Here is a 19405-nt window from a genome sequence, read left to right as displayed (position 1 = left end):
TTAAATTTCCGCTTCCCGGGTCAGATTACGGTTGCCGTTGCGGGTAACCACAACGTTGTCTTCTATACGTATCCCGCCGCAGCCCTGCAACTCACCCAGCAACGATCGGTCGATATGCTGACCAAGCGGGCCCGCCAGCAGCGGCTCCAGTAATGAAGGAATAAAGTACAGGCCAGGCTCAATCGTCACCACCATGCCGGGCTCCAGGGTTCGCATCAGTCTCAGGAAAGGCGCATCAGCAGGCGGCGGAACCGGCTTTCCCGCCACATCATGCACCTGTACACCCAGAAAGTGGCCGATACCGTGGGGGAAAAAGACCCGCGTAATGCCTGCAGAGACCATGTCCTCTGCACTCAGGTCACTGACCAGCCCACTGGCGCTCAGCAGTGTGGCAATTCCAAGATGGGTTTTGCGATGGATCTCAACATACTCGACCCCCGGTGCGACCATATCGCAGAGTCGCCTCTGGAGTTTTTCGAGCCCCAGCACCAGGGAGGCAAAGCGCCCTTCTCCGGTGCCGGCGGTGGTGCGGGTGATATCGGAGCAATAGCCCCGGTAACGTACTCCGGCATCAATCAGCAAGCTGCGTGGGTGCGCGGGTGCGGCGGTGTCATGGTATTGGTAATGCAAGGTACCGGCGTGTTCGTTTAGCCCGATAATACTCGGGTAAGGGGCATCGGCTTCGCGCTGTCGGGTAGCGCGCTGATAGGCAAGGTTGATATCAAATTCGCTGGCCCCCGCCAGAAACGCTTCCCGGGCTGCGCGGTGCCCGGCTAACGCCTGTTCATTGGCGTGGGCCAGACAGGCTATTTCATAGGCGGTTTTATGCACTCGCGTTTCATCCAGCGCGGCGCAAAGTTCTGCGGGGTTGTGCTCGCCGGGCAGAGTATCCAGAAGTGCCGGGTCGCCTATAACGGCTAACCGGTTGCAGTCATCAAGCTCAGGCGCTGCCGTACTTTCACTGTAGCGGAGCTCCAGCGCGTCCAGCCAGGGCTCGGGCTCCAGCTCAAGGTTCGCGTGCCAGAAATCCACCGGCTGGTGCAGTGTGAGCAGCGGCTTGCGTCCTTTACGGATCAGCAGCCAGGCATGTTCGAAACCCGCCAGCCCCGTCCAGTGCAAAAAAGGGCCATACCCCTGAAAGTGCCAGGACTGATCATCAGCGTAGCGTACGGGAGCGGCCCCGGAGCTGATAAGAAGGCTGTCGAAATTGTGATCGCTCAGGGCCTGCTCATAACGTTGCTGAAGGATTCCCACGTGATCAACCTGAAGAGCCAGTAAATCTGTGTCAGGCATATTGAGCTTCCAATTGTTTCCAGAGAGTTAAAAGGTCGTCCGAGCGCGCATGCTGCGAACGGATCAGGCGAATCTCCACAGGCACATCCCAGCGTGTGTCCCCGGCCCGGATAAGGCTGCCAAACTGTTCACTTTTTTCTGTCATCCTGCCCGGCAACCAGCCCATTCCGTAGCCCTGTTTTACCAGCGCCTTTATGCTTGCCGACTGTATGTTCTCATTCAGCGGCATAAGCCTGGCGTTTTCATTGATGCGCATCAGGTGCGCTTCGATAGCAGGCTGCAAAAAGCCTCTCGAGTGATAAGCAATCAGCGGCACCGCCTGGTCTGCGCTGCCTGGCAGCGGGAACCGGGGCTGCCCGTTTCCGGTTGCAACACTCACGGGCACCAGCCGCTCCTGAGCAATCGTGATTGACTCATAGCCGCCCCGGCTGAGCCGGTCGCCCCAGGCCAGATCCTTATGCCAGTAACACAGAACCAGGTCGCACTCGCCGCTTTCCAGCGCATCCAGAAATTGCTCACCGACCCAGCTCGTCGCTTTCAGGTTCAGTTGTAACCGGTCGGCGATACCAGCCTCTCTGGCCCAGCGCTGATAAAAATGGGAGAACAGACCCTGGGTAGAGCCGACGCTGATCCGGGCAGACACCCTGGCCTCCATCTCGGCAATCTGGCTCTTCACATCCCGTACATCCCGGGTGATACGCTGGCACAGCTCGAGGAACTGCTCACCTGCCGGCGTCAGTGACAACGGCAGGGTTTGCCGGTTGATCAGAGTGGCTCCCATGGACTCTTCAAGCAGCTTGATCCGCCGGCTGAACGTGGGCTGGCTGACGTGCTGAAGCTCCGCTGCACGGGAAAAATGGCGGGCGCGGGCCAGTACCATAAAATCTTCCAGCCAGCGTATTTCCATGGGCTCCCCAGCAAGTGACAGGTTTAAAGGTGGCGGATGACAACACTGAAATTACTGTTGACCGTGGCATCATAGCCTATGGTGCCCGCTCTCATAAAACCTGTCTGCAATACTGGCAGTTACAACCGCCCCTCCTCTACAGCGTGGCATGCCACCCGGGTACCGCTATCCGTTGCGATCAGCCGGGGGACTTCCTGACGGCAACGTTCGTTGGCATAGGGACAGCGGCCGTGGAACACGCATCCGGAAGGCAGATTAACCGGCGTTGGTACTTCGCCCTGCAGCTTTATGTAATTGGGCCTGTCATCTTCCAGCCTCGGAATCGCGGAAAGCAAGGCCTGGGTGTACGGATGCCGTGGCTCAGCAAACAGAGTTTTGGTATCTGCAAGCTCACACACCCGCCCCAGATACATAACGGCCACGCGAGTACCAAAATGCTCAACCACGGCCAGATCGTGGGTAATGAACAAATAGGTCAGATTGCGTGTGTCCTGGGCGTCCATCAGCAGGTTCAGTACCTGCGCCTGAATCGACACATCCAGCGCCGAAATAGGCTCATCTGCGACAATGAATTCCGGGTCGACCGCCAGCGCACGGGCAATCGCAATGCGCTGGCGCTGCCCCCCCGAAAACTCGTGGCCGAAGCGGCTGCCCCAATCGGGGTCGATTCCCACGGACTGCATGACTTCCTGAACCTTGTCACGCACCTCTTTGCGTGCCAGGTCCGGGCGGTGAAAGCGGATAGGCTCCTCCAGAGTCTGCTGAATCGTCATACGTGGGTTCAGGGACGCGTAGGGATTCTGGAAGATCATCTGCATTTTACGCCGGTAAGGAAGCACTTCCCGGCCTTTGAGATTGTCGATGCGCTGGCCGTCGTAATGCACCTCGCCGGCCGTGGGCGACAATAACCCCATAACAGTACGGGCAACGGTTGACTTACCACAGCCAGATTCGCCGACTACACACAGGGCTTCGCCTTTGTGTACCTGCAGGTCGACACCGTTGATGGCATGAACGGCTTCCTGCTTACGCTGAAACCGGCCACCCTTGAAACTGACCTGCTCCAGAAAGCTGCCCGACAGATCAAACTGTTTCTCCAGCCCGCGAATGTCTATTAAAGGCGAGGTCATGAGCCGGCCTCCTGCATGTGTTTCTCCTGCTCGATCAGGTTGCTGACTTCATAACACGCCACATCGACGTTACCAGAGCGTACATACTCGGGCATGGTCTGCCGGCACTGATCAGTGGCGAACCGGCAACGGGGATGGAACGGACAGCCAGTCGGGACATTTTTCAGGGATGGCATGGAACCGGGAATCTGAAACAACCGCGCGCCAGGCTCACCCATTTGCGGCAAGGCGTTAATCAGGCCCTGTGTATACGGATGCTGTGCGTCATTGATGATTTCACGGGTAGGCCCCTGCTCGATAATGCGGCCGGAGTACATCACTAACATTCGCTGGGTAACCTGAGAGACAACGCCAAGATCGTGGGTGATCAGCATCAGAGCAACATTGTCCTGCTCACACAGCTCCAGCAATAACGCCATGATTTCCGCCTGTATGGTTACATCCAGGGCAGTGGTAGGTTCATCCGCAATAATAATTTCCGGATCCAGAAGCAGGGCCACAGCAATAATCACCCGCTGACGCATGCCCCCCGACAGTTCATGGGGGTACTGGTCCAGGCGTTTTTCCGGTGAGGGAATCTGCACTTTTCGCAGCCGGTCCAGAGCAATATCCCGGGCGGCTTTGGTACTAATGCGTCGATGCGCCTTGATGGCTTCAACCATCTGGGTGCCGATACTCAATACCGGGTTCAGAGTCATCATCGGATCCTGGAAAATCATGGCGATGCGGTTACCACGAATCTTGCGCAACTCCCGCTCGCTCATCGCCGCCAGATCGCGGCCCTCAAACAGAATCTGCCCACCGGCGATGTACCCCGGACGTGCAACCAGATTCAGTATGGAAAAAGCTGCCACGGATTTGCCGGCACCCGACTCACCCACCAACCCCAGCCGTTCGCCTTTATCCAGACTGAAGCTGATACCACGCAGAGCTGTGAGGTCACCACCACGCACGGCAAACCGTACATCCAGATCTTTGACTTCCAGTAAAGGTGTCTTTTTCATCTCTAGCCCTTGTACAGCCGTGGGTTCATGACATCCCGCAACCAGTCACCCAGAAGATTGATAACCAGTACGAGCACCACTAGCACGAGCCCGGGAATCAGGGTGATCCACCAGGAGCCGCTTTGAATATAGTCAAAGCCGGACTTGATCAGAGAGCCCAGAGATGGCTGGGTTTCCGGCATCCCCAGACCCAGAAACGACAAAGCTGCCTCGGAAATGATCGCGTTGGCAATCTGCACCGTGGCAATTACAAAGATCGGTGACAATGTATTGGGCAGAATGTGACGGAACATAATGCGGTTGGTGCGAAAGCCCATTACCTTGGCCGCATCCACATACTCTTTCTTTTTTTCCGCCAGCACGGAGGCGCGCACAGTCCGGGCTATCTGCGGCCATTCGGCGACACCAATAATGAAAATGAGCATATAAATGGCGATTTCACCAAACATAAGGTTGCCAAAGCTGGCTTTGAACACCGCCCCCACAATAATAGCCACCATGAGGGTCGAGAAGGACAGCTGTACATCGGCAATGCGCATCAGAATGGAGTCAACACGGCCACCCAGATACCCCGCCAGCAAACCAAACAGAATGCCCAGAGTTGCCTGCAAAACCACTGCACCAAAGCCGATCAGCAGTGAGACCCGGGTGCCGTAGAGAATAGTAGAGAGCATGTCACGGCCCTGGGCATCTGTTCCCAGAGGGAACGCAGGATCAGCCCCGTCCATTCCCACTGGCGGCAGCTCTGAGTTCATGATATTTATCATGGCCAGATCGTACGGGTCCGTGGGAGCCAGTAAGGGCGCAAAAACAGCCGCCAGCACCATAAGAAGCAGTACAAAAAAGCTGACAATCGCAACCTTGTCGCGTTTGAAGCTGTACCAGAGAAAGGAGTCGCGAAAGCGATCCCAGCGTGAAAGAGTCGCTGTTGTCATGCTTTCTTACCTGTGAGTTTGACTGTGGGGTTGACCAGGCCGTAAACCAGATCCACCAGAGTGTTGGTAATCACAAAAATCAGCCCCACCACCATCAGGTAGGCTACGATCAGGGGTATATCACTACGGGTAATCGCCTCCAGAAACATCAACCCCACACCCGGCCACTGGAAAACGGTTTCGGTAAGGATGGTGTACGCCACCATAATGCCAATCTGCACACCGCCTACGGTAATCACCGGAAGCATTGTGTTCTTGAGGGCATGCAGGAAGTTTACCCGGCCTGCACTCAGGCCCTTGGCACGGGCGTAGCGAATGTAATCACTCTGCAGGACTTCCATCATTTCTGCCCGGACCAGGCGAATGAACAACGGCAACATAATGGACGCCAGGGACACACAAGGGAGCACCAGATGCATCAGTCCTTCCCTGGTGAAAAACCCGGAATACCAGGTGCCAAACAGATGGGTGAGGTCGTCACCACGGCCGTAAGATGGCAAACCGCCTTCTGTACTCAGCGCACCATTCAGCCACTGTCCCCAACCGGTGTCCGCGGGAAACCACGCAACGGTCACGCCTATGGAAAAGATCTGTATCAGCACAATCGCGGTAAGGAATACCGGAATGGAGATCCCAACCGTGCTCACGCCCATAAAGAATTTTGACAGCCAGGCCTGGGGCCGGATGGCGGCATACACACCAATGGGCACCGACAACAACATGATCATCAGGCTGGCGCCGATAACCAGTTCCAGAGTTGCCGGCAGATGCTCAGCAATCACCTCCAGTGTCGGCTTACTGTAAAAATAGGAGTCGCCCAGATCTCCCTGAAGAGCATTACCCGCAAAGCGCAGGTACTGCACCAACACTGGATCATTCAGACCCAGCTCATCCCGAAGGACCTCCCGCTCCTCCTGGGACACGGACATGCCCACCATTTCCTGAAGCGGGTCTCCAAGGCCGTCCTGAATGGCAAACGCGATCACACTGATCACGAACATAACCACAACTGCCTGGGATATCCGTTGAACCAAAAACGCTAACATGCAGGATTTACCATTGATGTGTATTTAAATGCCTCTCCCCCTGGCGGGAGAGAGGTTGGAGAGGGGGCCTGTTACTCGATGACCAGATCACCAAGGTACGGGAAGTTCATAACGTTCAGAACCGGCTCAATCTTCACGTTCTTCTTGCTGGCCCAGGCCAGGTCCTGCCAGTGCAGCGGAACAAAGGCAGCATCGTCGTACAGGCGCTGCTCCACTTCCTGCAGCATGGCCGCACGCTTGTCGAGATCCGTTTCAACACTGGCCTTTGCAACCAGCACATCAAGCTCCGGATTGCAGTAGTTGCCGGCATTGTACTGGCCGGCACCACTGTCGGCCTCGGTACAGAAGGTAAGAAACTCATAGAAGTTGGCGGAGTCTTCAGTGTCCGAGTGCCAGCCGATCAGCATCATGTCGCCGGCGCGGTCATCAAACGCAGGCCAGTACTGGGCTTTGGGCAGGGTTTTAAGGTCAACCTTGATATTGATGCGCGCAAGCATGGCGGCCGCTGCCTGGGCGATTTTGTCATCGTTCACGTAACGGTTGTTCGGCGCCATCATGGTTATTGTGAAGCCATCTTCGTAACCGGCTTCTTTCATCAGTTCCTGGGCCTTCTTCACATCGTGGCGAGGCTCCAGCGACTCATTGTGACCCTGGTAACCCGCCGGTGACAGCTGCGCCGCCGGGGTCGCAAAACCCTTCATGATTTTGGCCGCAATGCCCTCCTGATTAATGGCATACGCAACCGCCTGACGCACCCGGGGGTCTTTAAATGCTTCGACACGATTCTGATTCAGATGGAACAGAATAATTCGCGTACCACTTATGGTAACCAGCTCTGAATTGCGGTCACGCCGAATGCGATCCAGATCGGTTGGCGGCACTGGCGCCACAAAATCCACACCCCCTGACAGCAGGGCGGAAATGCGGGTATTGTTTTCCTTGATCGGAGTCAGCACCACATTCTTTACGTTGCCCGGCGACTCTTCGTCCCAGTAATCTGCAAAGCGCTCAAACTCCATCCGTACGCCCTGCTGGCGGGAGACCACTTTAAACGGCCCTGTGCCGGACAGGTTATCCGAGGCAAAGGAATTACCATGTTTGAGGATGGCGTCTTTCTTTTTTCCCGCCTCGGTTTCACCGGAGTAGAACTCGCTGTCGAGGGGGAACAGGTAGGTTGCGGTGTTCAGCAGCAAAGGGAAGGGTTTGCTGGTGACCAGCTCAAACGTGTAGTCGTCAATAATGTTGAAGCCACTGAAGGGCTTGAATATGGCCTTGAAGTCCTGACTCTTCTTAAGGCGCTCATAGGTAAACTTCACGTCGTCTGACGTCAGTTCGTTGCCGGAGTGAAACTTCACGCCTTCACGAAGCTTGAAGCGCATGGTGTTTTCGTCAACACGCTCCCAGCTTTTGGCCAGCCGGGGTTCGAACTCAAGGTCTTTGGTCCAGCGCACCAGAGGATCAAACGACATGTGGGACAACTGCAGAATGCCGCCCGAAAGCTGTTCATGAATGTCCAGGGTAACCGGGTCGGCATCGTAGGCCATCTTCAGCTCTTTCGTCGCCTCGGCGGAGAGAGCGACAGGAGCCGAGGCCAGAGCCAGGGTGCCGACTAAAGCTGCGAGCAGTTTCTTCATTGCGTTATTTCCATCGCTGTTTATCGTGTTTCAGGCACGCCGGATTTCAGGCGCACCCTCGCCTCAAACAGAAATTAGCTTCGGAAAGCACGTACGGCAATCGAAATTACAACTTGCGGCTATGCGTGATTTGAATCATCCCTCTGAACAGCAGCCCTGCCCCACCTCAGAGCCGGAACACCAGAGGCAGGATAAGTGCCGTAAAAACGCCCGTCAGCCCCATGCCCAGAGATGCAAACCCACCGGCTGTGTGGCTGATTTCAAACGCACGGGCAGTGCCAATAGCGTGACCGTTAAGGCCCAGTGCAAACCCCAGAATGCGCTCATCACTGATCGGCAACCATTTGGCCAGAAGATCAACAAACAAGGTGGCCACCACGCCGGTAATCAGCAGCCCGCCCATCAGCAAAGGTACAGAGCCGCCCAGTTGCTCCGCTATGCCAATGGCGATGGGCGCGGTGACCGACTTTGGTGCCAGTGAGGCCAGCACTTCCGGTGTTGCGCCCAAACCCCAGGCAATGAGTACTGCATAGACCGCTGCCAGCGTGGCTGCTATGGGCAAGGTAACCACAATCGGAACCCACAGAGCCCGGATGTGGTGTATCTGCTGGTACAGAGGAATTCCCAGCGCCACAGTGGCCGGCCCGAGTAATACGGTGATCCACACGGCCCCTTGCTGGTAATTCACATAATTCACGGACAAAAGCGCAATCACAGCCGCTAACATAACCGCTGAGAGCAGCACGGGCGGCATCCACAGGGGTTTTCCCATACGGGCAAACAACCAGTTACCGGCAAAAAAAGCGCTCAGGGTAAGCCCTATTGCAAACATTGGTCCGGCGGACAGTGCATCGGGAAATGCAATGAAGCGTTCAGCTAAATCACTCACGTATACGTCTCCGCTCAGACAGATGCAGCACGCCTTTCATCAGCAACAGTGTTGTAAGAACGCTCAGGAACGTTCCCACCAAAAGCGCCACCGCCACTGCCAGCCACTGACCGGAAAACCGGGACGCCATAAAAAATACGCCCACAACACCTGGCATGATCAGCAACACCAGCACGGAGATCAGAGCCTGGCTGGCCGAAGCCAGAGCGTCGCTGATTTCGCCACGGAGCATCAGGGTAAAGGTCATCAGAATCATGCCGAGCACACCGCCACTTACCGGGACCAGAAAAATCAGGCGCACCGCTTCACCAAGCAAATAAAACAGAACCAGAATCAGAAAACCGCGCAACATCGACATGCTGTTATACTCATCCCCCAACTAATTGCACTAGATTAAACCATTCCAAGGCAGGACGGCCATGGCGCTGAAAGCAACCATCTTTAAAGCCACACTCAATATTGCTGACATGGACAGGCATTACTATGCGGACCACCAGCTCACCCTGGCCCAGCATCCGTCAGAAAGCGACGAGCGCATGATGATACGCCTTCTTGCGTTTGCCCTGAATGCCGGCGATGCACTGGAGTTTACCAAAGGTCTGAGCACTCAGGATGAGCCGGAACTCTGGCAAAAGAGTCTGAGCGGTGATATTAACCACTGGATTGAGCTGGGGCAACCCGACGAAAGCCGCCTGCGCAAAGCCTGCAACCGGGCGCGCCAGGTTACGCTGTATACCTACGGTGGCCGCGCTGTCCCCTTGTGGCTGGAAAAGAACCGGAGCAAGCTGAACCGCCTGAGCAACCTTACGGTTATCGACCTGCCTGCGGATGCGACGGAGGCCCTGGCCAGGTTGGCAGAGCGCAACATGAACTACCAGGTAACCATTCAGGACGGCGAAGTGTCCTTCAGTAATGAAAATGCACTGGCAACGATTACTCCGGTTACGCTCTTGCCGTAACAAAACGACTACCCCTGCAAGTCAGACGGGGCTGGACAGAAGTCCTCTGCACACGTAAGATTGCGCACTCGAAATTGACGCACAGCCGTTAACTTCGTACGCGCCCGTAGCTCAGCTGGATAGAGTACCGCCCTCCGAAGGCGGTGGTCACAGGTTCGAATCCTGTCGGGCGCGCCAAATTACAAGGCCTTACGTGATAACGTAAGGCCTTTTTATTTCCTGTGTTCGAAATGTGCCCATGGTAGGCGTGTGCAGGGAGAGGATCAGCCGTTCAGTTTGGCCGCTATTTTTGCAACATGCTCGCCCTGGTGGCGGGCAATGCCCAGCTCCCGCTCATCTGGCTGGCGCGAACCATCGCCAGCGGCAATGGTGGATGCGCCATATGGCGTGCCGCCGCCTACCTGTGAGATATCAAACAGGGCGGGCGTGGTGTAACCAACCGGAACGATGACCATGCCATGATGGGCGAGTGTGGTCCAGGTAGAGGTGATGGTCATTTCCTGGCCGCCACCGGTACCTGTTGACGTAAACACACTGGCCACTTTACCCGCCAGAGCACCTTTGGCCCAGAGGCCGCCAGTCTGATCAAAGAAGGTGCGCACCTGTCCGGACATATTGCCAAAACGGGTGGGTGTGCCCACGATGATGGCATCGTAGTCTGCCAGCTCCGCTGGCGTGGCTACCGGCGCAGCCTGATCAACCTTTCCGCCGGCACCTTCGAAAGCGGCTGCATCCATGGTTTCAGGGATGCGCTTAACGGTTACCTCAACCCCGTCCACTGAGCGCGCGCCTTCGGCAACTTCGTTTGCCATGGTTTCAATATGGCCGTACATGGAATAATAAAGAACCAGAACTTTCGTCATTTAGATATCCTTTTGCTCGTTGATTGCCCCCTGAAGGTAAGCGTCCGGCGATCCCATCTTGAACCCGCCGTTGCTATCTTCAGGATACTCGTTTCTTATTTATCAATTAACTGGGAGCGCTAAGGGTAAAGTCGAGCCTCTATTTGTGATCTCTGAGAGCGGTTGCTATAGTAGCGCTTCGTTGGGGAGTAGCCTGCTTCTGGTAGACAGAAGAGTTCGTATCAACACACTTGGCCACATGCCATGGTACGAACACCTCTCGGTTGGCGAGACCATCGATATATCCATGCCTGAGGTCGGACGTGTGGTTATATCGTGGACTCAATATGCCCGACCGGGAACAATCTAATGAACCCAATTGCCCTTCTTTTTCTTGCCCTTGCCATGTCCACAGACGCTTTTGCCGCAGCTATAGGCAAGGGGGCAACCCTCAATAGGCCCCACCTTCTAGAAGCTTTAAGAATAGGACTCATTTTCGGGTCGATTGAGGCAGTCACCCCACTGATTGGCTGGCTAATTGGCCGGTCGGCTTCGGCCTACGTAGAGGCCTGGGATCACTGGATAGCATTTGCCCTGCTGGTGGTTCTCGGTTTGCACATGATCCATGAAGGCCTGAAGCCGAGTGAAGAAGAAACAGAAAAGCCCTCTAGGCAGCCATTCTTCAAGACTGCTCTGACTGCAATCGGCACGAGTATTGATGCTATGGCAGTCGGCGTTGGATTAGCATTTATCGATGTAAATATCTGGCTAGCGGCGGCACTCATTGGTTTGACCACGACTGTCATGGTGACACTGGGAGTCATGCTTGGTCGAGTTGTGGGCTCTGTGTTGGGACACCGAGCGGAAATATTTGGTGGGCTTACGCTAATCGCGGTAGGGGTATGGATATTATCAGGCCATCTATAGTGCCTTATAAAACATAGAAGACGGTCATCGCTCTTTGTCGATAACGGCCAACTCCCAATTGTGGGGTAATAGCTCATCGATGGCGTTGTTTTTCTGCGTCGGCAGCCGGGTCAGAACATCCTTTAGGTAGGCATACGGATCATGCCCGTTCAGCTTTGCGGACTGGATCAGTGTCATGACCGCAGCCGCACGTTGACCACTGCGCAGTGAACCCGCGAACAGCCAATTGCTGCGGCCCAATGCCCAGGGCCGGATCTGGTTTTCCACCCAGTTGTTGTCGATGGGCACAGCACCATCGTCCAGGTAGCGCGTCAGCGCTTCCCACCGTTTGAGGCTGTAATCCAGGGCTTTGGCCGTGCCGGAGCCATCCGGAACTTTCTGTCGATGCACCAGCATCCACTGATGCAGCGCATCGGCAAGCGGTTTGGCTTTGGTTTGCCTGATTTCCTGCCGCTTATCCGGTGGCAGGTCTTTGGATTCCCGCTCGATCTCGTAGAGCCCACCGATGTATTCCAAGGCTTTGGCGGCCAGTTCGCTCTTGTTGGCTTCGTGCAGAACGCCGTGTTCCAGTAGTGAGTCTCTAAGAGCATTCACCAGCGGTTGCAGCTGCACACCCCAAGCGCCTACCCACTCCGCCAGAGTGGAGCGCGGGATGGCGAGGCCAGCACGACCGAAGATGCGTTCTTGACGGTATAGCGGCAGATGATCCGAGTACTTGGCCACCAGTACCCTCGCCCGGCACGTAATCCAGCTTTTCACTGACGTCTTCGCCTATGCGCTTGAGTTGGCAGCCACAGCGGCACTGGGTGTTTTCAGGTTCATGGTGGATCAGAATGCGGGGCAGTTCGGGCGGCAGCGACGTGCGTTTGGGCTGCTGTTTAGGCTTGGCTGGTGTTTCATTAACGGTGAGCTGTGCCAGTTCCGCTTCAATGGCGGCAAGATCGCTGTCGATCAGCTCATCCAGCAGGTTGCGCTGAAACGCATCCAGTTGTTCGCTGCGCTTTGCGAACTTATGGCGCTTTAGAATCGCCAACTCGTGGGTCAGTTTTTCGATGACCGCGTCACGGTACACCAGCGTTCGATCTTTCAGGTTCAGCGCCTGTTCCTTGGCTTCCAAGGACGCCATCAACTCCGTTGCCAGGGCACGGAGTTGATTGGCAGAGAGTTGGTTAAGATCGGGACGTTGTGACATACCGAGCAGTATGCCAAGCCACGGCTACCGTGACGATGCGCCATTCTGATGATGGTCTGGGTAACCGGCTTGTGGTTACAGAACCGAGATCACACCGGCGGCACCAAGACGTTGCCACGGCAGCCCTTGAACCAGAGCGGCCAACTGTTCGTCCGTTAACAGCAGTTGCTTGCCACGCCAGGTTTCGCCCCAGTGGAACTTGCCCCGGTTCAATCGACGGGCACAGAGCCTTATACCAAGACCATCGTGGATCAACACTTTCATTCGGTTACCCCGTTTGTTGGCGAACAGGTACGCACAATGAGGTCGGGCTGAGCCAAACACCTGAACGACACGTGCCAACGCCGTGTCTGGCCCAGCCCGCATATCCAAGGGCTCGGTGGCCAGCCAGATCTCGTCAATGTAGATCATGGCAACAGTTCGCGCAAAAACGCCGCGCATTGCTGACCTTGATCGGCGGGCCATTCCACCACAACCGGACCGCCGGCTCGTGGAATCTCGATTCGGATGGTGTGACCTTTATCAACCGGCTTCGTCGTATGCCCGTCCGCAGCCGGCAAACGAAACGGTACAAAGGCTGGGGGTTGGCTTCCCTCTACTTGCTTCGACTCTCTGATCCAACGCCGAAGTTGGTTGGCGTTGAGGTCATTATCCAGGGCAATACGGGAAACAGACGCACCAGGATTTTGGCACTCGGCCACCAGCCGGGCTTTAAATTCTGGAGCATGTCGGCGACGTTTTCGATAAGGGCGGGTTACGCTTACGTTGTTCATAGATAGTGTCCACTAAAGAATAAGTGGACACTATCTTGAAGGCTTCAGCATCAGGCTCAAGATGGGGTCGCCGGACGGTTACCCCTGAAGCCTCGCTTCAGATGATGGGTTCACTTTACTATCGCCCAATCGTAAGAATAAGCAGTCAACTATTGAGTGACTATCAATACAGTGTTGATAATTACTACAAAGAGGTTTGATTTGGCCTTGCGAGCAGGACATCAGTTCTTTCAGTTATTTCTAAGCGTCAGCAAACCATTACAGCAATCATCTTGATAACTGCAAGTCGGTTGCCGCTAAAACACACAAGCCCCGATGACCGGGGCTTGTGTCTGGCACTTCACTTATAAGCTTGCAGCTTATTTGGGTACTTCCAGGCCCATTGCCCTGGCAACCCCTTCACCATAAGCAGGGTCTGCTTTCGCACAATGTCCGATGTGTCTCAGTTTGATGTCATCTGGCACACCTTCCATATTGCGCGCAGTGTTTTCGAACAGAACTTGCTGCTCCTCGGCGCTCAGCAACCGGAACAGATTACCTGGCTGTGTGAAGTAGTCCGGTTCGGTTTCCCAGAAGTCAAAGCGATCTGCGGCGCCTTCCAGAGCAAGCGGTGGCTCAGAGAAATCCGGCTGTTCCTGCCACTCACCGTAGCTGTTTGGCTCGTAGTGCAGGCGACTGCCCTGGTTTCCATCAACGCGCATGGCACCATCCCGGTGATAACTGTGCACCGGGCAGCGGGGCTTGTTAACTGGAATCTGGGCGTGGTTCACACCCAGGCGATAGCGCTGGGCGTCACCGTAGGAGAACAACCGGCCTTGCAGCATGCGATCAGGCGAGAAACCAATACCGGGCACAATGTGCGCCGGATTAAAGGCGGCCTGCTCAACATCGGCAAAGTAGTTCTCCGGGTTTTTGTTCAGCTCAAAATAGCCCACCTCGATCAGAGGATAATCACCTTTTGGCCAGATCTTGGTCAGATCGAACGGGTGGTAGGGTACTTTGGCCGCATCGGCTTCCGGCATAATCTGCACGTACATTGTCCAGCGCGGGAAATCACCGTTCTCGATTGCTTCGTACAGATCACGCTGTGAACTTTCACGATCTTTGCCAACCACTTCAGCGGCTTCCTGATCCGTGAGGTTCTTGATGCCTTGCTGGGTTTTGAAGTGGAACTTCACCCAGAAGCGCTCATTTTTGTCGTTAATCAGGCTGAAGGTGTGAGAACCAAATCCGTGCATATGCCGGTAGGACGCCGGTATACCACGATCACTCATCAGGATAGTAACCTGATGCAGGGCTTCCGGCAGGCTGCTCCAGAAGTCCCAGTTATTGGTTGGGCTACGCATGTTGGTACGCGGGTCACGCTTAACAGCATGGTTAAGGTCAGGAAACTTCAGCGCATCACGAAAGAAAAAGACCGGCGTGTTGTTACCAACCAGATCCCAGTTGCCCTCTTCGGTGTAAAAGCGCATAGCGAAGCCGCGGATATCACGTTCCGCATCCGCCGCACCGCGCTCACCGGCAACGGTTGAAAACCGCACAAACATATCTGTTTTCTTGCCGACTTCCGAAAACAGGGATGCCCGGGTGTACTTGGTAATGTCGTGGGTGACAGTGAAGCTGCCAAACGCACCCGAACCCTTGGCGTGCATTCTGCGCTCGGGAATCACTTCACGATCAAAGTGAGCGAGCTTTTCCAGAAACCATACGTCTTGCAAAAGCATGGGGCCACGGGGGCCTGCGGTCAAGCTGTCCTGGTTATTGGCTACCGGGCAGCCCGACACAGATGTGAGTTTAGGTTTGTCAGTCATGATCTTCCCCTTTTGTGATGAAACAAGCTCAACTAAAAGTTAGCTGTAAAGGGGAGTACCGGCCAATATATTAATAACAATATTTCAATAGTCGCGATCTATCGCTAAGGGCAGTTTGATTAACGCCTGACTTGTCGTTGATTCGCTTTTCAATTCCAAACAAGCCATTTTCACACGATTCAGGCGCACTGACCCTACTCGAGCAGATTACTGAATGGAGCCTGCAAATAAAGTCGGTTATTGTTTTTATGGTGAGGTCTTCCAGGATCAGGAACACGTGTGCCAACACGTGCAGGACGAGGTTGAGAGTATCGCCAGGGGGAACAGGCTCCTTTTGCAGTGCTACACTAAACCGCAGCACTATAAAAAGCACTCTCCAGAACCCTGCATGGCCCCTTCATCCATCAACCCAATAAAACTCACAGACCCTCTATTTCAAACCAACAAACACAAAAAAGGATACGTTATGAAACTCAAAAACTCTGTTGCGATTGTAACCGGCTCCTCCTCTGGCATCGGGGCCGCCATCGCGCGCCTGTTTGCAGAACACGGCTGCCATGTGGTGATCAACTTCAGCAATAATGAAGGCGGTGCACTCACCGTGGCTGCTGATTGCGAAAAGCATGGGGTGGAAGCCTTGGTATACCGGGCCAACGTGGCGGAAGACGCAGAGTGCCGCGCTATGGTGAATGCCACACTGGAACAGTTTGGCCGTATCGATATTCTGGTAAATAACGCCGGCACCACCAGGTTTTGTGATCACAACAACCTCGATGGTTTGGACAAGCAGGACTTCCTTGACCTGTATGCCGTCAATACCATTGGCCCGTACCAGATGACCCGGGCTTCGGAGAAGGCTCTGCGAGCCCACGGCTCCGGTCACATTATCAATATGGCCTCCATTGCGGGGCTGGCCGGTATCGGCAGCTCCATAGCTTATGCTGCATCCAAAGGCGCGCTGCTCACTATGACTCGCTCCCTTGCACGCGTGATGGGTCCCGAAGTGCGGGTCAATGCTGTTTGTCCCGGGTTTGTTCAGGGCGAATGGCTGAAGAAAGGTCTTGGTGACGACAAGTACAACACATTGCTGAAAAAAGCCCAGGCCGCTGCACCCCTGCATGACACCGCGTCGCCGGAGAGCGTGGCGGATGTCTGCCTGGGTCTGATCATTGGTGGTGACCTGACTACCGGCGAAACCATCATCATCGACGGCGGTGCGCACCTGGGAATGGCTCCGATACGTCGCTGAGCCCCCATTTTACGGCACACCAAGCTGCGCCCTAACACACTCTCCTTGACTAATGCAACAGTTTTCTGTAACATTAGGAATCAGTTGATGTTTTTACAAAGGAACGCTTACTACAAGGAGAGCATTATCACTATCAATCAAGGTGATCGTATTTACCACCCGGGCCATGGCCTCGGTATCGTGAAGTCTATTCGCAAAAAGAGTTTTTTTGGTGAAGATAAAGCCAAGTTTGTAAAGCTCTATTTCGAGCGTGACGACCTCACCTGGCTGGTACGCGCTAACAACCTGCCCAATACCATCCGTACCACCATGAGTCCTAAAGAAGCCAGAAAAATTCTTAAACACCTGAAGAGCTGGGAGGGCACTCTCAGCGAGCAGTGGAAAACCCGCGCAACGGCTAACCAGGCCGCTATCGATAAGGGGGATCCATATGGCTACGCTGAGGTCGTAAAGGGTCTGAGCCTTATGCAGGAACAGGGTTCCCTGAGCGCCACTGATCGCAGGCATCTGAATCTTGGCATCAAGTATCTTTGCGAAGAACTGTCCAATGCGCTGGGTAAAACCCAGGCTCACGTTCGTCAGCTCATTGAGAAGGCCACAGCCTCACAACCTTCAGCAGCCTGATGTCAGACTCCCTGCCATACTTTTTTCCCAAGGCCTTACGTGAAAGCGTAAGGCCTTTTACATACCTCTAGCTGAAACCCCCGCTCAGATTACTCTGCCGGCCCGGCACCGAGCCAGGCCCATGCCTCACTTTCCTGATCTGCCGCGAACGTCCTCATATCAATATCCGGAAACAGCGGATTCATAGCATCAATGATTTTACGCATCCAGCCCGGCGCCCCCACAATGGCGTAACGGTCTACCTTTTCCATGGCTGACAGTTTCATTGAAAAGAGCCCACTTTGCATCAGAATGGACGGATCAAAACCACCGTATTGCTTCACCCGATTAAGCAGTCGCACCCTGTCATGCTCCGCCAGGAACTGCTCCAGTTTTCGAATCACTCCCGGCATTTCCTCCGCTGTCATCACTCCGTCTATTTCAAAGGCAAGCACCTCGTCCCTCGTGGTTGGCAGAAAGCGAACGGCAGGGTCTTTGCTTGCGGGCATCTCTGGCGTTTCTGCAGCCCACTTCATGGCCTGCTCCTTCTGTGCCTCTGGAAAAACCTTCATCTCCGGCCTTGGGAAAAGCTCCCGGACAAACGAAATCATTACCTGCGGCCACTCTTTGTCTGACACAAGAGCACACCGGGTCAGTTGTTCAATGTGACTGAACACCTCCATGTCGGCCTTCGCGCCTTCGATCAGCGCATTAGCGCTGGTGTCAGCAAGCTTTGTAAGATCCACATAGATACCTACCTGTTCATGCTGTTGCAGCTTTTCTTCAGCAATGCGGCGGTAACTCTGAATGTCTTCCAGGGTCAGCTTTCCATCAAGCTCCAGAGCAATAATATGATTCGGAGCGGCTATTTCCTTTACCATTGTTCCATTCTCCTCTTTGCTCACCAGATATCCGGGGTTTGATCATGAAGAAATTTGTTAACGCAAACATATACGGCAACAGCAATGCCAGTGAAATCCTTATTGAGAACGGCATTATTCGTGAGATTGGCACTGACCTGCCCTCAGCAGAAGAGGAAACAGATCTGAAAGGTCGTCTCGTGGTGCCACCTTATGTAGATGCTCATCTCCATCTTGACTACGTATACACTGGCAGTAGTACAGGTGCAAAGAACAATACAGGCACGCTGTTTGAGGGTATTGCCCGCTGGCACGATGTAAAGAAGCACCAGACATTTGCAGATGCAAAAGAACGGGCGCTGAAAGGCATTCGCGAAGAAGTCTCCAGAGGTGTCCAGTTTATTCGCACTCATATCGATGTCTGCGACCCTGAGCTTACCGGGCTGAAAGCCATGCTGGAGGTTCGTGAACAGTTGCAGGACAACGTCACCATTCAGATTGTTGCCTTCCCACAGGAGGGCATGTACGCCTATAAAGGCGGTGACGAGCTGGTGGAAGAAGCATTAAAAATGGGGGCGGACTGCGTAGGCAGCATTCCGCATTTCGAGTGGGCTCGTGAGTTTGGTGAGAAGTCTATCCGTAAGACGGTTGAACTGGCCGTTAAGTACGACAAGCTTATCGACGTACATTGCGATGAAACAGATGATCCAATGAGCCGCTTCGTGGAACTGCTGAATGCCCTGGCAATGATGGAAGGCATTGGCTCCCGGACGGCTGCCAGCCATACATGCTCTTTCGGTTCTGCCGATAACGCCTATGCGTTTCGTATGATGGGGCTGTTCCGGAAATCGGGGCTGAATTTTATTGCCCTGCCAACGGAAAATGCCTACCTGCAGGGCCGGCAAGACACTTACCCCAAACGCCGGGGCCTGACACGTGTGAAGGAGTTCTGGGAACAGGGGATAAATGTGTGTTTTGGTCAGGATTCTATTAACGATCCCTGGTACCCGGCTGGCAATGGAAACCTTATGAATGTCCTGGACAATGGCATACATCTGGCGCAAACCATGTCACGTCCGCAGCTGGAATCCTGCCTTGACCTGATTACTACCAATGGCGCTAAAACACTGAACATTGAAGACCGATATGGCCTGGATGTGGCCAAACCGGCCAACTTCCTGGTTCTGGATGCCACCAGTTCTTTCGAGGCGGTGCGCCAGCGGGCTGACGTGCTGGCCTCGGTTCGTAATGGTGAATACCTGTTTAAAAAACCTGAGCCCAGCTATGACATTGAGCTGGATATTTTCCGAAAAACACGGTAACAATTCAGAGCGGTATTTAACGCCATTTA

The 19405-nt window shown here is 54.6% G+C and carries 19 protein-coding genes, 1 tRNA gene, 1 pseudogene and 1 riboswitch; of the genes and pseudogenes, 6 read left to right on the top strand and 15 right to left on the bottom strand.

Annotated features, from left to right (window positions below; all coding sequences use genetic code 11):
• The 9 genes from pepQ to FFI95_RS04990 all read right to left on the bottom strand — a co-directional run bounded on the left by pepQ (position 1) and on the right by FFI95_RS04990 (position 9196).
• Positions 1–1293 carry a Xaa-Pro dipeptidase gene (gene pepQ / locus FFI95_RS05030; RefSeq protein ID WP_144821276.1) on the bottom strand — a complete coding sequence of 431 codons (1293 nt, stop codon included), beginning with the start codon at positions 1291–1293 and terminating at the stop codon, positions 1–3.
• On the bottom strand, positions 1286–2200 hold the full coding sequence (locus tag FFI95_RS05025; protein WP_144821275.1) for a LysR family transcriptional regulator: 915 nt from the start codon (positions 2198–2200) through the stop codon (positions 1286–1288). The genes pepQ and FFI95_RS05025 overlap by 8 nt, the downstream gene beginning before the upstream one ends.
• Positions 2201–2319: 119 nt before the next feature.
• The gene (locus FFI95_RS05020) at positions 2320–3330 is read right to left on the bottom strand and encodes an ABC transporter ATP-binding protein (protein ID WP_144821274.1); all 1011 of its coding nucleotides are present in this window, start codon (positions 3328–3330) and stop codon (positions 2320–2322) included.
• Positions 3327–4334 carry an ABC transporter ATP-binding protein gene (locus FFI95_RS05015; protein ID WP_144821273.1) on the bottom strand — a complete coding sequence of 336 codons (1008 nt, stop codon included), beginning with the start codon at positions 4332–4334 and terminating at the stop codon, positions 3327–3329. The genes FFI95_RS05020 and FFI95_RS05015 overlap by 4 nt, the downstream gene beginning before the upstream one ends.
• A 2-nt stretch (positions 4335–4336) precedes the next feature.
• Complete coding sequence (locus FFI95_RS05010) at positions 4337–5269, bottom strand: ABC transporter permease (protein WP_144821272.1); 933 nt, start codon at positions 5267–5269, stop codon at positions 4337–4339.
• Positions 5266–6315 carry an ABC transporter permease gene (locus tag FFI95_RS05005; RefSeq protein ID WP_144821271.1) on the bottom strand — a complete coding sequence of 350 codons (1050 nt, stop codon included), beginning with the start codon at positions 6313–6315 and terminating at the stop codon, positions 5266–5268. The genes FFI95_RS05010 and FFI95_RS05005 overlap by 4 nt, the downstream gene beginning before the upstream one ends.
• A gap of 71 nt (positions 6316–6386) precedes the next feature.
• Positions 6387–7949, bottom strand: coding sequence for an ABC transporter substrate-binding protein (locus FFI95_RS05000; protein WP_144821270.1), 1563 nt, complete (start codon positions 7947–7949; stop codon positions 6387–6389).
• 166 nt (positions 7950–8115) lie between these two features.
• Positions 8116–8781: an LrgB family protein gene (locus FFI95_RS04995; protein ID WP_144821472.1), complete on the bottom strand. Its 666-nt coding sequence runs from the start codon at positions 8779–8781 to the stop codon at positions 8116–8118.
• Positions 8782–8830: 49 nt separating this feature from the next.
• A complete protein-coding gene (locus tag FFI95_RS04990; protein ID WP_144821269.1) occupies positions 8831–9196 on the bottom strand; it encodes a CidA/LrgA family protein in 366 nt (121 codons plus the stop codon).
• A 61-nt stretch (positions 9197–9257) separates the two neighbouring features.
• Between FFI95_RS04990 and FFI95_RS04985 the strand changes: the two genes are divergently transcribed.
• Positions 9258–9797 (top strand): YaeQ family protein, encoded by a 540-nt coding sequence (locus tag FFI95_RS04985; protein ID WP_144821268.1) that lies wholly within the window; start codon positions 9258–9260, stop codon positions 9795–9797.
• Positions 9798–9897: 100 nt separating this feature from the next.
• Positions 9898–9974, top strand: a tRNA-Arg gene (locus FFI95_RS04980).
• Between the two features lie 86 nt (positions 9975–10060).
• Here FFI95_RS04980 and wrbA read toward each other — a convergent pair.
• Positions 10061–10660, bottom strand: a complete 600-nt coding sequence (wrbA, locus tag FFI95_RS04975; RefSeq protein WP_144821267.1) for an NAD(P)H:quinone oxidoreductase — start codon at positions 10658–10660, stop codon at positions 10061–10063.
• Positions 10661–10831: 171 nt separating this feature from the next.
• Positions 10832–10970: riboswitch (yybP-ykoY riboswitch) on the top strand.
• Between the two features lie 38 nt (positions 10971–11008).
• Here wrbA and FFI95_RS04970 point away from each other — a divergent pair.
• On the top strand, positions 11009–11566 hold the full coding sequence (locus FFI95_RS04970; protein WP_144821266.1) for a manganese efflux pump MntP: 558 nt from the start codon (positions 11009–11011) through the stop codon (positions 11564–11566).
• 24 nt (positions 11567–11590) lie between these two features.
• On the opposite strand, the pseudogene FFI95_RS04965 reads toward FFI95_RS04970, so the two are convergent.
• The 4 genes and pseudogenes from FFI95_RS04965 to FFI95_RS04950 all read right to left on the bottom strand — a co-directional run bounded on the left by FFI95_RS04965 (position 11591) and on the right by FFI95_RS04950 (position 15342).
• A pseudogene (locus FFI95_RS04965) lies at positions 11591–12758 on the bottom strand (IS66 family transposase).
• Between the two features lie 75 nt (positions 12759–12833).
• Positions 12834–13169, bottom strand: a complete 336-nt coding sequence (gene tnpB / locus FFI95_RS04960) for an IS66 family insertion sequence element accessory protein TnpB (protein ID WP_186311962.1) — start codon at positions 13167–13169, stop codon at positions 12834–12836.
• On the bottom strand, positions 13166–13531 hold the full coding sequence (gene tnpA, locus FFI95_RS04955) for an IS66-like element accessory protein TnpA (RefSeq protein WP_144821264.1): 366 nt from the start codon (positions 13529–13531) through the stop codon (positions 13166–13168). The genes tnpB and tnpA overlap by 4 nt, the downstream gene beginning before the upstream one ends.
• A gap of 359 nt (positions 13532–13890) precedes the next feature.
• Positions 13891–15342 carry a catalase gene (locus FFI95_RS04950; protein ID WP_144821263.1) on the bottom strand — a complete coding sequence of 484 codons (1452 nt, stop codon included), beginning with the start codon at positions 15340–15342 and terminating at the stop codon, positions 13891–13893.
• Positions 15343–15808: 466 nt separating this feature from the next.
• Between FFI95_RS04950 and FFI95_RS04945 the strand changes: the two genes are divergently transcribed.
• A complete protein-coding gene (locus FFI95_RS04945) occupies positions 15809–16591 on the top strand; it encodes an SDR family NAD(P)-dependent oxidoreductase (protein ID WP_144821262.1) in 783 nt (260 codons plus the stop codon).
• Between the two features lie 87 nt (positions 16592–16678).
• On the top strand, positions 16679–17215 hold the full coding sequence (locus tag FFI95_RS04940; RefSeq protein WP_144821261.1) for a CarD family transcriptional regulator: 537 nt from the start codon (positions 16679–16681) through the stop codon (positions 17213–17215).
• Between the two features lie 89 nt (positions 17216–17304).
• On the opposite strand, the gene FFI95_RS04935 is transcribed toward FFI95_RS04940, so the two are convergent.
• A complete protein-coding gene (locus FFI95_RS04935) occupies positions 17305–18075 on the bottom strand; it encodes a SpoIIAA family protein (protein ID WP_144821260.1) in 771 nt (256 codons plus the stop codon).
• Between the two features lie 44 nt (positions 18076–18119).
• Between FFI95_RS04935 and FFI95_RS04930 the strand changes: the two genes are divergently transcribed.
• Positions 18120–19376 (top strand): amidohydrolase family protein, encoded by a 1257-nt coding sequence (locus FFI95_RS04930; RefSeq protein ID WP_186311961.1) that lies wholly within the window; start codon positions 18120–18122, stop codon positions 19374–19376.
• Positions 19377–19405: the final 29 nt, after the last annotated feature.

This window comes from Marinobacter piscis (genome assembly GCF_007671655.1).
Taxonomy (GTDB): domain Bacteria; phylum Pseudomonadota; class Gammaproteobacteria; order Pseudomonadales; family Oleiphilaceae; genus Marinobacter; species Marinobacter piscensis.
Note: the sequence above shows the minus strand (reverse complement) of the source record. Positions and strands in the feature narration are given on the sequence as shown.